Origin of the sequence: Micromonospora sp. NPDC051925 (assembly GCF_044548625.1) — a bacterium.
Lineage (GTDB): Bacteria > Actinomycetota > Actinomycetes > Mycobacteriales > Micromonosporaceae > Micromonospora.
Window position 1 is genome coordinate 156,147 of sequence record NZ_JBIUCH010000016.1, and the last position, 14,489, is coordinate 170,635.

The 14,489-nt window shown below is 74.0% G+C and carries 12 protein-coding genes; 7 read left to right on the plus strand and 5 right to left on the minus strand.

All coding sequences use genetic code 11. The features are described from left to right. Positions 1 to 46: 46 nt before the first annotated feature. Positions 47 to 958 carry a hypothetical protein gene (locus tag ACIG87_RS22305; RefSeq protein WP_396852859.1) on the minus strand — a complete coding sequence of 304 codons (912 nt, stop codon included), beginning with the start codon at positions 956 to 958 and terminating at the stop codon, positions 47 to 49. Further along, on the minus strand, positions 955 to 2,064 hold the full coding sequence (locus tag ACIG87_RS22310) for an SPFH domain-containing protein (protein WP_396852861.1): 1,110 nt from the start codon (positions 2,062 to 2,064) through the stop codon (positions 955 to 957). The genes ACIG87_RS22305 and ACIG87_RS22310 overlap by 4 nt, the downstream gene beginning before the upstream one ends. Positions 2,065 to 2,140: 76 nt before the next feature. On the opposite strand from ACIG87_RS22310, the gene ACIG87_RS22315 reads away from it, so the two are divergent. Further along, the gene (locus ACIG87_RS22315; protein ID WP_396852863.1) at positions 2,141 to 2,848 is read left to right on the plus strand and encodes an NUDIX domain-containing protein; all 708 of its coding nucleotides are present in this window, start codon (positions 2,141 to 2,143) and stop codon (positions 2,846 to 2,848) included. 59 nt (positions 2,849 to 2,907) lie between these two features. On the opposite strand, the gene ACIG87_RS22320 is transcribed toward ACIG87_RS22315, so the two are convergent. Next, positions 2,908 to 3,525, minus strand: coding sequence for a phosphatase PAP2 family protein (locus ACIG87_RS22320; RefSeq protein ID WP_396852865.1), 618 nt, complete (start codon positions 3,523 to 3,525; stop codon positions 2,908 to 2,910). Between the two features lie 226 nt (positions 3,526 to 3,751). Continuing rightward, positions 3,752 to 4,597, minus strand: coding sequence for a hypothetical protein (locus tag ACIG87_RS22325; RefSeq protein ID WP_396852866.1), 846 nt, complete (start codon positions 4,595 to 4,597; stop codon positions 3,752 to 3,754). Positions 4,598 to 5,178: 581 nt separating this feature from the next. Between ACIG87_RS22325 and pdhA the strand changes: the two genes are divergently transcribed. The 5 genes from pdhA (at position 5,179) to ACIG87_RS22350 (ending at position 12,319) form a co-directional block, all read left to right on the plus strand. After that, the gene (pdhA, locus tag ACIG87_RS22330; RefSeq protein WP_396852868.1) at positions 5,179 to 6,357 is read left to right on the plus strand and encodes a pyruvate dehydrogenase (acetyl-transferring) E1 component subunit alpha; all 1,179 of its coding nucleotides are present in this window, start codon (positions 5,179 to 5,181) and stop codon (positions 6,355 to 6,357) included. Further along, positions 6,357 to 7,346: an alpha-ketoacid dehydrogenase subunit beta gene (locus ACIG87_RS22335; protein WP_396852870.1), complete on the plus strand. Its 990-nt coding sequence runs from the start codon at positions 6,357 to 6,359 to the stop codon at positions 7,344 to 7,346. The genes pdhA and ACIG87_RS22335 overlap by 1 nt, the downstream gene beginning before the upstream one ends. A 5-nt stretch (positions 7,347 to 7,351) precedes the next feature. Then, on the plus strand, positions 7,352 to 8,806 hold the full coding sequence (locus ACIG87_RS22340; RefSeq protein ID WP_396852925.1) for a dihydrolipoamide acetyltransferase family protein: 1,455 nt from the start codon (positions 7,352 to 7,354) through the stop codon (positions 8,804 to 8,806). A gap of 219 nt (positions 8,807 to 9,025) precedes the next feature. Further along, positions 9,026 to 9,163 (plus strand): hypothetical protein, encoded by a 138-nt coding sequence (locus ACIG87_RS22345; protein ID WP_396852871.1) that lies wholly within the window; start codon positions 9,026 to 9,028, stop codon positions 9,161 to 9,163. A gap of 342 nt (positions 9,164 to 9,505) precedes the next feature. Then, complete coding sequence (locus ACIG87_RS22350; RefSeq protein WP_396852873.1) at positions 9,506 to 12,319, plus strand: hypothetical protein; 2,814 nt, start codon at positions 9,506 to 9,508, stop codon at positions 12,317 to 12,319. An 87-nt stretch (positions 12,320 to 12,406) separates the two neighbouring features. On the opposite strand, the gene ACIG87_RS22355 is transcribed toward ACIG87_RS22350, so the two are convergent. After that, entirely contained in the window at positions 12,407 to 13,342 is a 936-nt protein-coding gene (locus tag ACIG87_RS22355; RefSeq protein WP_396852874.1) for a DUF2690 domain-containing protein, read from the minus strand. Between the two features lie 266 nt (positions 13,343 to 13,608). Between ACIG87_RS22355 and ACIG87_RS22360 the strand changes: the two genes are divergently transcribed. Beyond that, entirely contained in the window at positions 13,609 to 14,424 is an 816-nt protein-coding gene (locus ACIG87_RS22360) for a hypothetical protein (protein WP_396852875.1), read from the plus strand. Positions 14,425 to 14,489: the final 65 nt, after the last annotated feature.

Consider the following 14,489-nt stretch of genomic DNA (forward strand, 5'->3'; position numbering starts at 1 on the left):
TGGTCGGCGCGCGGTCCGACCCGCCCCCGGCCGGCGGCCCGCCCGGTCACGGTTCGACCAGGGCCAGTCGGCCGGGGGCGACGTCGAGGCGTACCCGCTGGCCCCAGCGCAGCGCCAGGCGATCGGTCTCCAGCCCGTCGGCGAAGACCACCAGGCCGTCGGACTCGGCGGTCAGTTCGAGGGCGTCGGTGCCGTCGAGGCGTCCGGCGACCAGGTCGACCCCGGTGACCGGGGAGGGCCATGCCTCCCGGACGAACCAGCACAGGGCCGGCTCCTCCGGGGCCGGGGGCGGGGCCGCCTCCGGCCGGTTCCGGGCGATCGAGGCGCACCAGCCGGTGGCGCCGGTGCCGGTGCCGATGACCACCCCGGAGGAGGACTGCCGTTCCCGGCGGGGCCGGCCGCCCTCGGCGACGTCGAGCAGGTAGCGGGCCGACTGGTGGGAGGTGTGCCCGACGTACACCTCGTTGAGGCCGACCAGCTCCTGACCGTCGTCGAGGGTGGCCCGGACCATGGCCCGCCGGCGCAGCGGCGCGGCACCGGCGACGACCGCCGGCAGCAGGTCGGCCACCTGGTCGCCGGTGCACCGGACCAGCACCCCGGCGTTACGGCCCGGCTCCGGGTCGACGCCGACGACGGGCTGCCCGGTGAGGTACTTCGCCACGTTGGCGACGAGGCCGTCCGGGCCGACGGCGACGATCACGTCCTCCGGCCCGAACAGGAACCGGGGCAGGTCGTCCCGGTCCACCGTGCCGCGCCGCCAGTCGGCGGGGACGGCAGCGCCGACGGCGGTCAGCGCCGCCTGGAGGGCCTCGTGCCGGTCCACCACCTCGGCCAGGTCCCGGCCCCGGGCGCGCAGGTACCACTGGGCCGCCGCCCGGGTGCCGTGCCGGGCGAGCAGCTCGTCCAGCTCGCTGGGCCGGCGGACCACCACCACCCGGGGGGCCAGTGTGCCGCTCACCGGTCGGCCGTTCCGGTCGGCCCGGTGAGCCGGCCGAGCAGGTCGGCCAGCAGGTCCGGGGTGACCGTGAGCTGACCGATCGGCGGGAGCTGGCCGGCGAGTTCCCGGACGGTGAGGGCTTGCAGCACCGCCGGCGGCAGTTCGGCGTACGTGGCCAGCTTCGCCGCCTCGGCCTCGGCCTCGGCGGCGCCGACGGCGCGTACCGTCTCGGCCTTGGCCAGGGCGAGCACCCGCTCCTTGTCGGCGGCACCGGCGGCGAGCAGCCGTTCCTTCTCTGCCTCGGCGGTGGCGAGCACCCGGGCGCGTTCGGCGGCGGCGGCGTTGGCGACCTGCTCCCGTTCCGCCTTGCCCTGGGCGGTGGCCAGCTCGGCGGCGGCGTCGAGTTCGGCCCGGCGGCGGTTGTTCGCACCGTGCTGCTCGACGAGCTGCTGCTCCCGTCGGGCCAACTCGATCTTGTTCTGGAGTTCGTTCTCGGCGATGCCGCGTTCCTGCTCGACGGCCTGCGCCCGGCGCGCGTAGGTGGCCCGGTCGGCCTGCACCTGCACCGCCTCCCGGGTCGGCGTCTGGAGGGCGCGTTCCAGCTCGGGTTCGGGCCGGACGGCGACCACCCGGGCGCTGACCACGGCCACGCCGATGTCGGCGAGCCGGGGCTCGGCGCCGAGCGCGGCGGAGACCGCCTCGCGGACCGGTGCGACGGTGGTCAGCGCCTCGGCCAGCGGCACCCGGGCGAGCAGGTCGAGGGCGGGTTGCTGGGCCAGCTCGGCGAGCAGCGTGGCCACCTGGTCGAGCGGGCGGGACCGGGCCCGGCCGGTGCGCGGGTCGATCGAGAAGTCGAGCCGGGCGGCGGCGAGCGCCGGATCGGCGACCCGGTAGGTCACGGTGGCCTGGACGGTGATGTCGGCGAAGTCGCCGGTACGGGCGTGGAAGAGCAGCGGCAGCTCCCGGTCGTCCACCGGCACCTCGCTGAGGACGGCGGTCAGCGGTCGGTACCAGAACGACTGGCCGATCCCCTCCCGGCGGACCCGCCCGGCGACGTGCAGCCGTACCCAGTTGGTCGGTGTCCCGCGCAGGTGGCGCAGGAAGAACCGCCTCGTCACATCGGCCATGTCTCGCACCCTCCCCTTTTTCGTCTTACCGACGATAACCACTCTGGTACGTTATCGTCAAGGTGGTGATAAAGCGATGACCGACTACCCGCCCTTCGCCGTGACGGTCGACCTGGTGGTGCTCACCGTGCGCGCCGACGAGCTGCACCTGCTGCTGGTCCGCCGGGGGATACCACCGGACGAGGGGCGGTGGGCGCTGCCGGGCGGCTTTGTCGGCATCGACGAGGATCTGCCCGACGCGGCCGTCCGGGAGTTGACCGAGGAGACCGGCCTGCCCGAACCGGCCGGCCACCTGGAACAGCTCGGCACGTACGGCCGACCCGACCGCGACCCGCGCGGACGGGTGGTCACCGTGGCCTGGCTGGCGCTGCTACCCGACCTGCCCACCCCGGTCGCCGGCTCGGACGCAGCCTCGGCCGACTGGGTGCCGGTCGCCCGGCTCACCCCCGGCCAACTCGCCTTCGACCACGACCGGATCGTGGCCGACGGGCTGGAACGGGCCCGCGCGAAGCTGGAGTACACCCCGCTGGCCAGCGCCTTCTGCCCGCCCGAGTTCACCGTCGCCCAACTGCGGGCCGTCTACGAGACGGTCTGGGGCACCCGGCTGGACCCGCGCAACTTCCACCGCAAGGTCACCGGCACGCCCGGGTTCGTCAGCCCCGCCGGCCGGGCCACCGAGGGCGACCGGGGTCGCCCCGCCCAACTCTTCCGCCGTGGCCCGGCCACCCGGCTCCACCCACCCATGCTCCGCCCCGAGCCGACCGCCGACCGGCCCGAGCCCTGACCGGACCGACCGCCGGTTCCGTCCGGCGACCGACCTGCCCGGGGTCGGCCGGGTTGACCTCAGGAGAGGGCCGAGAAGACCACCCCGGCCACCAGGCCTCCCACCAGCCCACCCACCACGACCTGCGCGACGGTGTGGTCGCGCAGCCGTACCCGGGACCAGCCGACCAGGCCGAGCAATGGCGCGGCGGGCAGCAGCCAGGGGCCGAAGGTGAGCACCAGCACCACCAGCGTGCCGGCGGCCACCGCCGAATGGATGGACATCTTCCACCAGTGACTGACCGACACCGCCACCACCAGGCCGACCACCCCGGCGGCAACCAGGGCCAGCACCGGGCGCGGCGCACCGAGCGCCGCGAGCAGGGCGAGACCGGCGGCGGCCGAGGCGAGCCCGAGGAGCAGCGGCACCCGGCGCTGCTCGCGGCGGCCGATGTGATGGTCGGTGAGCCGACCCCGCCGCACCCCACCCAGGATGTACGCGAACGGGATGCCGGCGGCGAAGACCGTGGCGAGCAGGCCCCAGGCCAACCCGCGCACCCCACCCGCACCGTGCCAGCCGATCAGCACGGTCAGCCCGGTGACCAGCACGGCCGGCGCGGTCAACTCGGTCACCAACCGGGCCACCCGGGTCGCCACCCCCGCCGGCACGACGACCGGATCACCGTCGACCGGGACCACCGGGTCACCGACAGTCGGATCACCGACAGCCGGGGCGTCGCCGACCGGGTCACCGCCGGCCGGTGGGGCCGGGGCGTCCTCGGTCGGTCCGGGGGTGTTGGGCGATCGGTCGCCGGCCCCGTCGCGCGTACTCAGCGTCCCGCCCCCGATTTCGTTGCGCCCGTCGCGCCGTGGTGGTGGTCGGCGGGTCGACCGTCGGCACCGGGAGCCGCGACGGCGACGCGTCTCAGCCCGCGGCGTCGACCGTCACCGTACCGTCCGGGTCGGTGGTGTCGTGACCGGTCGGCGCAGGTACGGCGGGCGCCTGCGGCACCGGAGCCGGGGTGGCCGACGGGCGGACGACCCGGGTCGACGGGTGGTCGGGGACCGCTCCGACGCGCGGCACGGGACGGGCCCCGTCCCGCGGGCGCGCGGGGCGGGGCGCGCTGGTGGGGATCGCCGTCGCGGTGGGCCGGGGGCGCGAGGTGGGCACCAGGGTGACCGTGACGGTGGGTCGCGGGTCGATCGTCGGGGTGGGCTCCGGTGTCGGCGTGGGCTCGGGCGTCGGCGTCGGCTCGGGCGTGGGCTCGGCCGTCGGGGTGTCGGAGGGCGCCGAGGTCGGCGACGGGTCCGGTGGCTGCTCGGAGTAGGTGGCCGTCGGTTCGGCGCTCGGGCTCGGCTCCGCGCTCGGCGAGGCGGTGGGTACGGGGCGGGACGGGGTGGTCGGCGCGGACGTCCGGCGGATCGGCCGGGGCGTGGCGACGGGTGCCGGCGGCGGAACGGGACGGTGGGCGGAGCCGGCGTCCACCGGAGCCGGGGCCGGGGCGGCGGCCGGAGCCGGTGGCGGCGGCGCGCCGGTCGGCGGGAGGGCCGGTTGGCCGGTGGCGGGCACCGGGACGACCACCGGGCCGACCGACGGGGTGGGCAGGAACGGGGTACCGCCGTCCGGCAGCGCGGTGCTGCCCACGGTGGCCGAGCCGGTGCTGATCGCGGCGAGCACGGGCATCGAGGCGGCCCCGGCGAGCAGGGCGACGGTGAACAGGTAGCCACGGTGCGGTCCACCGAGGCCGGGGGCGCGGTGGACACCGATCATCCGCCGGTAGCTGCCTCCGCCGGCCCGGTGCCGACCGAGAAGGGGGACCGGAGGACCGTCACCTGGCTCGGACACCGCAACACTCCCTCGTCGATCTGGACGTGATCATCGGCGGGCAGCATTGATGAGAACGGGATATTATGCAATAAATGCCCACCGATACCGGTCAGCTTGACCCAGTGACGCCCAGTTCACCAGGCACTACCGCGTGTCGACACACAAAAAGTCCGTCGGGCGCGAACCCAACCGGGAACAGCCGGGCACAGCGCCGTCCACGCGTCGTGAACCGGACCGAACACCACCGGTGGGAGGGCCATACTGTGGGGCCCCTCACCTCCTCTGCAATCATTCAGACACGACGGCAACGCAGCCGCACCTCCGCGTACCCCGTGGCAGGCGTAGCTGGTCGCCGGCGCTCCCGAACCGGGTTCGACCCATGGATCCGGCTCAGGCCGCGCGGCAACCCCTACCGGGGCTAGGCACGGCCGCCAGGAACCAGTCCGGCAACAGCCGGGCCGGCGCACGTTGTGCGCGGACGGGTGACCCCCCGGCTCGGGCACAGACACGACAGGGAGAGACGGATGGCAAAGGGCGACCCTGCGGTCTCCAGCCGCGGCCGGCGAGCCGCACCCCGGTCCCGGCGAGCTGCCGCGACCGGCGAGCCGGAACTCGTACAGCTGCTCACCCCCACCGGCGAGCGCATCGAGAGCGCGACCGGCCCGGACGGCACCGAGTACCGCGTCGACTTCACCGACGAGGAGTACCGCGGCCTCTACCGCGACCTGGTGCTGGTCCGCAAGCTCGACGCCGAGGCGACCGCCTTGCAACGGCAGGGCGAGCTGGGCCTCTGGGCCTCGCTGCTCGGCCAGGAGGCGGCCCAGGTCGGCTCCGGGCGAGCGCTGCGCAGCCAGGACATGGCCTTCCCGACCTACCGCGAGCACGGCGTGCTCTACTGCCGGGGCATCGACCCGATCATGCCGCTCGGCCTGTTCCGCGGCGTCGACCAGGGCGGCTGGGATCCGAACGAGTTCAAGTTCAACATGTACACGATCGTCATCGGGGCACAGACCCTGCACGCGACCGGGTACGCCATGGGCGTCCACATGGACGGCCGGACCGGCACCGAGGATGGCGAGGCGGTGATCGCCTACTTCGGCGACGGCGCCACCAGCCAGGGCGACGTCAACGAGGCGTTCGTCTGGGCCAGCGTCTTCAACGCCCCCCTGGTCTTCTTCTGCCAGAACAACCAGTACGCCATCTCCGAGCCGCTGGAGCGGCAGACCCGGGTGCCGTTGTACCGCCGGGCCGGGGGCTTCGGCTTCCCGGGTGTCCGGGTGGACGGCAACGACGTGCTCGCGTCGTACGCGGTGACCCGGCACGCGCTGGACAACGCCCGGCTCGGCCAGGGCCCCAGCCTGATCGAGGCGTACACCTACCGGATGGGGGCGCACACCACCTCCGACGACCCGACCCGGTACCGGATCGCCAGCGAGGTCGAGGCCTGGCAGGCCAAGGACCCGATCGCCCGGATGAAGGCGTTCCTGACCAAGCAGCAGATCGCCGACGAGGCGTACTTCGCCGAGGTCGACGAGCAGGCCCGCGCCGAGTCGGTGCACCTGCGCGAACGGGTGCTCGAACTGCCCGACCCGGCACCGGTGTCGATGTTCGACCACGTCTACCCGCACGGGTCGCCCGAACTGGACGCGCAGCGGGCGCAGTTCAGCACCTACCTGGAGTCGTTCGAGGGGAGCGTGCACTGATGGCCACGGAGACGCTCACCCTCGGCAAGGCCCTGAACATCGGCCTGCGCAGGGCCCTGGAGAACGACCCGAAGGTCGTCCTGATGGGCGAGGACGTCGGCAAGCTCGGCGGCGTCTTCCGGATCACCGACGGGCTCCAGAAGGACTTCGGCGACCAGCGGGTGATCGACACCCCGTTGGCCGAGTCCGGCATCATCGGCACCGCGGTCGGCCTGGCCATCCGGGGTTTCCGGCCGATCTGCGAGATCCAGTTCGACGGCTTCGTCTACCCGGCGTACGACCAGATCGTGTCGCAGGTGGCGAAGATGCACTACCGCTCACAGGGCAAGGTCACCATCCCGATGGTGATCCGGATTCCCTTCGGCGGTGGCATCGGCGCGGTCGAGCACCACTCCGAGTCACCGGAGGCGTACTTCGCGCACACCGCCGGCCTGAAGGTGGTGACCTGCGCCAGCCCGCAGGACGCGTACGTGATGATCCAGCAGGCCATCGCCTCGGACGACCCGATCGTCTTCCTGGAGCCGAAGCGGCGCTACTGGGAGAAGGGACCGGTCGAGCTGGACGCGCCGCTCGCCGGGGCGTACCCGTTGCACTCCGCCCGGGTGGTGCGGCCGGGCACCGACGCCACCGTGCTGGCGTACGGGCCGATGGTGCGGACCTGTCTGGAGGCGGCGAGCGCCGCCGCCGAGGACGGCCGCGAGGTGGAGGTCATCGACCTGCGCACGCTGTCCCCGCTGGACCTGACCGCCGCGTACGAGTCGGTGCGGCGCACCGGCCGTTGCGTGGTCGTCCACGAGGCCCCCGGCAACCTGGGGCTGGGTTCGGAGATCGCGGCCCGGATCACCGAGGAGTGCTTCTACTCCCTGGAGTCCCCGGTGCTGCGGGTCACCGGCTACGACACCCCCTACCCGGCCAGCCGGGTGGAGGAGGAGTACCTGCCCGACCTCGACCGGGTGCTCGACGCCGTCGACCGCACCTTCGGCTGGTGAGCGCGATGTCCCGGATCAAGGAGTTCAACCTGCCCGACCTGGGTGAGGGCCTGACCGAGGGCGAGATCCTCGCCTGGCTGGTCAAGGTGGGCGACGTCATCGAACTGAACCAGCCGATCGTCGAGGTGGAGACGGCCAAGGCGGCCGTCGAGATCCCGGCGAAGTGGGCCGGCGAGGTGCGCTCGATCTTCCACCCGGAGGGGAGCACGGTCGAGGTCGGCACCCCGATCATCGCGATCGACACCGACCCCGGCGCGGGTCCGATCACCGAGTCGACCACCGCCACCCCGCCCACCCCCTCGGCAGCCGCCCTGGCAGCGGTAACCGTCGCCCCCGCCGAAGGCGCGATAGAACCCGGCCTGATCGGCGGCCCCGCCCCCGGCGGCCGAACGGCAGTCCTGGTCGGCTACGGCCCCCGCACCACCCCCACCAAACGCCGCCCCCGCACCCCCACCCCCACCCGCACCTCCGTCGATCATGGAGTTGTGGTGGGTGACAAACCCACCCCTGTCGCAGCAATACCGGCACCACCAGTCCATGATCGACGGAGTGGCGGCGGGCCTGTGCTGGCGAAGCCGCCGGTGCGGAAGTTCGCCAGGGATCTCGGGGTCGATCTGGGGACGGTGGCGGGGTCGGGGCCGCTGGGGTCGATCACGCGGGAGGACGTACAGCGGGCGGCGGACGGGGGCACGGCGGCGGTCGCGGCGCTGACCGCGGCGACACTGACCGCGTCGGCCGCGTCGGCGGCGAGCTTCGGCGCGGACCGCGAGCAGCGGATCCCGGTGAAGGGGGTACGCAGGCTCACCGCCGAGAACATGTCCCGCTCGGCGTTCACCGCCCCGCACGTCACGGAGTTCCTGACCGTGGACGTGACCCGGGCGATGAAGGCGCTGGACCGGCTGCGTGACCGACGGGAGTGGCGCGACGTCCGGGTCTCGCCGTTGCTGCTGGTCGCCAAGGCGGTGCTGCTGGCGGTCAAGCGGCACCCGATGGTGAACTCGACCTGGGCCGGCGACGAGATCGTCGTCAAGGAGTACGTCAACCTGGGCATCGCGGCGGCCACCGAGCGCGGCCTCATCGTGCCGAACATCAAGGACGCCGGCCGGCTCACACTACGTGAGCTGGCGGATGCGATGACGGGTCTGGTGCAGACGGCCAAGGCGGGGAAGACGTCCCCGGCGGACATGTCCGGCGGCACGTTGACGATCACCAACGTCGGGGTCTTCGGGGTCGACACCGGCACCCCGATCCTTCCGCCGGGCGAGTCGGCGATCCTGGCCTTCGGTGCGGTCCGGGAACTGCCGTGGGTGCACAAGGGCAAGGTCAAGCCACGCCAGGTGACCACGCTGGGGCTCTCCTTCGACCATCGGATCGTCGACGGTGAGCTGGGTTCGAAGTTCCTCCGCGACATCGGGGACTTTTTGGCCGACCCGGAGGCGGCACTGCTCGCCTGGACCTGAGAACCGTGACGTCCGGCGACGGCCGGTGTGCCGAGGGTGAACGCCCGGCACACCGGCCGTTGCCGTTGGGGGAAGAAAGTGTGGTCTACATCCCTCGACAACCTACGATCCTTAGGCGGGTGTCTCAGCTCACCTACTAATCGATGGCAGACGACGGCTGTTGGGTGTTCAATGGAGTCATCAGGGGCTGACAACCGAATAGTCGGAGGAGACACCACCATGAGCATGATCGAGCGAATCCGCACCCGTCGTGACGCCAACCGCCGGGCCCGCGCCATCGACCACGCGCTGCGTTCCGCCAACTCGCCGGCCGTACGCGAGGAGATCCTCGCGATCGCCCAGCGTCACATGAGCTGATGCGGCAACGACTTTCCCCACCTCCTCCAGATCGATGACCCGCCCGGCCCCGGGCGGGTCATCGGCGTTCCGGGCCCACTGAGACCGGGATTCCACCTCGCCACGACGCCCGGTACGGTGGTTCCGGTCGCCACCCGCCGACCCTGGACACCGATCGCGCCGGATGGAAGCCGATCGACACCGTCCGGCGACGCGGAGTGACGGCCGGTGCTCCCTGGGTGCCGCGCGCGCGTACCGGATACCGTGCGGGGAACCCGCACGGCCGAATCGCCGGGGCACCGGTGACACAGCCGACCGGACGGACGGCATCGGCGGCCGACATGTGATGGAGGAGGCGCACCCATGACGTCCGAGGGCCAGCACCGCCCCGGCGAGGAGCCGGACGAGGTGCCGCCGGGCTCCGGTGGACCGGCGCCATACGGCGACCGACAGCCGCAGCAGGACCCCGGGTACGGCACCCCCGCCACACCCGACCTCGGCTGGGCGCCACCACCCCCCACCGGACGGGCCAACCCGCCCGGCCAGTCCTGGCCGACCCCGCCGGACCAGCCGGCGGCATGGGGTGGCGCGCCGGTGCCGCAGCAGTCCGAGCCGACCGAGGCGTGGACCCCGCCGGCCACCGCATCACAGCCCGCCTGGGCGGGGCAGCCCGAGCAGCCCGCGTGGGCCACCGCGCCCGCGCCGGCCGCCGGAAACTCCGGCTCCTCCCCGCAGCCCGGCTGGGCGCAGACCGAGAACCCCGGCTGGGCGCAGGCCGAGCAGCCCGCACCGGCCTGGGCGCAACCCGAGCCCGGTGTCCGGGGTGCCGCCCGCGTGCCGCAGCCCGACAACCCGGCCGGCGGCGGGTGGTCCACTCCGGCCGATCCGGCCCCGACCGCCCCCACCGGCTGGTCCGGCCAGGACACCCCGCAGCCGGAAGCGACCCCCGGCGCCAACGGCTGGGGCACCGCGCCCGCGCCGCAGCAGGACGACCCGACCCGCTCCGGCGGTTGGGCGGCCGGCGACCGGGCCGGTGTCGACCCGGCGAGGGGAGGCTGGCCGGCCAACCCCCAGGACGCGCCGGGCACCTCCGGCGGCTGGGCCGCCGGTGCCCCACCCCACGCCGAGGAGGCGCACCGCCCCGCCGGCCGCGCCTCGGTGCCCGTACCCGCCCCGCCGGAGCCGACGAACCAGGCATGGCCGCAGCGGGAATCCGGCGGCCACGGGGGCGCTCAGGTGCCGCCGGCCAACGCCCCGGCCGCCGAGGGCTGGTCCACCGAGGACGACCCGGCCCGCTCCGGCGGCTGGAACGCCAACCGGTCCGCCCCGGACGACGCCGACCGCGCCGACGGTTGGCCGAACGGATCACCGGACGACCGGCAGCCACAGTGGGGGGCACCGGACGAGCCCGCCACGGCGCGTTGGGAGGGCGGCCCCCGCGATCAGCCCGCCCTCGATGCCTGGCCCGCCGGGGCACCTGCCCGTAACGAGCCGCCGCACCAGGCCGACCCGGCACCGGGCCAGGAGTGGCCGACGCCACAAGCGGCCTCCCGGGGCGCGGCCTCCGTACCGTCCCCGGAGGACCGTCCGGAGCCCGGGGCGACCTGGACGGCTCCGGAGCAGCCCGCGCGGGCCTCCGCGTCGGTCGCCGCGCCGGACGGCCCACCGGCCTGGGCCGGTGCCGCCGACGACCACAACCCGCCGCCCTGGGCGGGTGCCGGGCGTCCGGCCCTGCCCGACGCCGAGCCGTGGGCACCCGGGCAGGCGTGGGGCCACGCCGACAGCCCCGGCCAGCCCGCCCCCGGCTCCTGGGAGCCCCGACGCGGCGAGGACCAGCCGATCTACCAGCCGGGGCCGGCCCCCGGTATCTCGCCGGCCAACGCGGTGCCGCTCCCGCCGCAGGAGCAGCGCGTCCCCGGGGCCAGCCTGGCCGCCGCACCGCCGGCCGACTACGTCCCGCCGGCCCAGTTCGGCGGTCCCGTCGAGCAGCAGCCGCACGGCCGCGAGGCAGCCGGTACGCCGGCCGCATGGGGCGCGGCCGAGCAGCCGCAGTCGCCGGCCGGCCCGGTGGTGCCCGCTCAGCGACGCTCGCCCGAGTCCGAGAACGCCGGTCGCGCCTCGGTGCCGGCGGCCGACGCCGGGGAGTCCGGTGCCGTCGGCCGGGCCTCCGCCAGCGCCTCGGTGCCGATGGCCAGCCGGGTGACGCCCCCCGCCGACCAGGGGGCACGACCGGGTGGCCCGGCCGTCCCGCAGCCCCGGGTGTACGGGCGACCGGCCCGCCCGGAGCCGGACGAGGCGCAGGAGCCCGACACCCGCCAGCCCGAGCACGACACCCGCTTCGACGACCAGGACCGGACGCGTTTCGACGGTCCGGATCGGACCAGGTTCGACGAGCCGGAGCGAAACCGCTTCGACGACCAGGACCGGGCGCACGGCTTCGGTGGTGAGGCTCCCTCGTCCGCGCCGCCCGCCGCGCCGCCCGTGTTCGGCGGTGGCATCCCGGCCTTCGCCGACCCGGCCGGCAGCAACCGGCCGATGAACGGCACCCGGCCGCACGGGTCGGCGGACCGGCCGGCCGAGCCGTACGGCACCGGCCCGACCAGCGGCGCGCCGTCCGGTGCCGCACCCGTGCCGGGGTACGGCCACCCGGCGCACGACCCGGCGCACGGCGGTTACGCGTCGCCGTTCCCGCCCGCCGGGCAGCAGTTCCCACCCGCCGGGCAACAGCACGCACCGGCCGGGCAGCAGTCCGGCCCGGCCGGTTGGCCAGCTGAACCCGAGCAGGAGCAGGGGCGTTTCGACGCGTTCAAGCCGGAGCCGGAGCCGGAGCCGGCGCAGAAGGCCGAGCAGCCGACGCCGAAGGTACGCAACGGCCGGGTGCTCGCCCTGGTGCTGATCGTGGCGGTGCTGATCCTGGCCGTCCCGCTGGGTTCGCTGATGCTCCTCGGCAAGATCGGCGCGGACAACGCACCGGCCCCCTTCAACCCGGCTGTCGGCTCCTGCGTCAAGCAGTCCGGCAATGGTGCGAGCGCTGCGAACTGCAATGAACAGGGTGCCTTCACGGTCGTCTCCAAGGTGGACGCCAAGGAGAAGTGCACCGACCCGGCCCAGCCGCACGTGGTGTTGCCGGGGGGCGGGGTCGACCGGGTGCTCTGCCTGAAGCCGGCCGGACAGTAGCGCGAACCGACGGCGGGGCCACGAATCGATTCGTGGCCCCGCCGTCGGTGTTCTGGGCTCTCGTGGCTCGCCGTACGTCCGCAGGGGTCAGGTCTCGGCACCGAGCTGCACGCAGGGGGTTCGCGCGCTCGCAAGCAGGCTGCGGTTGTCCGCCGCGGTGATGTCGACCGTGACCGAGACGCAGCCCTCGGTGGTCCGCAGCACGTTGCCGAACACGCTGTAGACCTGGCGCTTGACCATGAACGGGTAGTCGAACCTGCTCACCGCCCCGTCGGCGGGCCGGTTGGCGGACAGCCGGATGGTCGCCCCGGTCGGCACCCGCTCGGTGGAGACGAACAGCGGCCAGGCCGCCCGGCAGCGCGGCGAGTAGCGCAAGGTCAGGCTCCCGTAGGTCGGCTGCTTCGGGTCGGGGTCCGGGACCGGGACGGTTTCCGCACTGACCGCGTCGACCTGGCAGCGCTCCTCCTGCGGGTCCGCCCCGTCGGCGGCGGGAACGGTGGGTGCCGGGGTCGATGCACCCGCCGGGTGGTCCGGCTGCCCGTTCGGGCGGGATTCGGAGTCGGCCAACAGGGGCACGATCGAACCGGCCAGGAGCACCGTGAGCCCTGCGGTCGCGGCCAGCGCCCACCTGGGCACCGCTGGTTGCCGCGCCGCCGGCCGCTCCGGCAGCGTCTGCTCTGACCCGGGCCGCTCCGACACCGGCTGCGTCTGTGCTGACCCGGGCCGGAGGGCGGCCGGATGGGTGCCCTGGATCAGCGCGGCCTCCTGGTGCCACCGGGCTCGCCAGGTCTCCTCGTCACCGCCACAGGCCCGGACGAACGCCATGGTCAGCTCCAGCGACGGCAACCGGGCACCGGACAGCACGTTCGCCAACGCGGTGTGCGAGTAGTGGGCGGTCGCGGACATCTTCCGCAGTGACGGCTGCCCGGCTTCGCACCGTAGTCGGGCGAGGTCGGCGACGAATTCGTGGTGCCGGACGTCTCCGGACAGTTGCTCGCCGACTCGTCCGTTTCGCTCCACCACGGACCCTCCCCTGCGCGTAAACCCTGTTGTCAACGTCCGTCAAGCCAGTGCTTTACCTGCGGGCACCACGACAGGATCGACCCCGGAGCAGCCACCCGCCGGATAGGTACCGGCAAATATGTTCTCACGGGGAGTGTCGGGCCCGACACGCATCCGAACGGCTCGAAATCGACGTTCGCCCCGGGGATACCGGACCGCACGGGTCACCATCCGGCGCACGCCGCACCGATTTCGGGGCGGTGCCGAACTCTCGACAGGAGAACCGCGTGTACCAGCCGAACGGTACGAATGCCACGGGCGCGACGCCTCACCGCGCCCTACCGAGACTCGTCGGACGGGTCCTCGCCGCCTGCGCCGCCACGGTGCTGGTGCTGGTGGGCACGGCCACGCCGTCGCTCGCCGGGATCACCGGCTACAGCGTCGCCGGCACGGGCGGCGCCGGGCTGATGGTGCGCACCAGCCCGTACGACGCAGGGGCCGCAACGGTGGCCGTCCTCGCCGACGGCACCCGCTTCACGGCCGAATGCGCGGTACGCGGGCGCAACATCTCCGGCAACTCCGTCTGGCACCAGATCAGCTCACCGGCCAATGGCTGGATCAGCGACTACTACACCAACACCCCCGGCTTCAACCAGTACCTTCCCGGCGAACCGGAGTGCGGCAGCACCCCGCCGCCCACCGGTACCCGCGAGGACCGGGCACTGGCCTGGGCGCGGTCGGTGATCGGCCAGGCGTACACCAACGGGGACCTGGGCGACTCCAACCACGCGTGGGACGGCTGGTGCGACAACTTCGTCGGGCACGCCTACGGCCGGGCGGCCAGCGGCTACGCGTCCGCCATCGTGCACTACAACTCGCTGAACGCGCGTGGCCTGATCCGCACCACCGGCACCCCGCCGGCCGGCGCACTGGTCTTCTACGCCGGTGCGGCGATCAACGGGTACTACGGCCACGTGATGCTCTCCGAGGGCAACGGCAGCTACATCACCTCGGCGGCCACCGTCCGTCGCGTCGACCTGAGCTGGCCCAACGCGCCGTACCTCGGCTGGTCGTACGCCGATCCGGAGTGGACCGGGCGCTGACCCCTGCGAGCACCGCTCCCCTCCCGGACGTCGAAAGGATCATGATGCGTCTCTCCCCTGCCCCC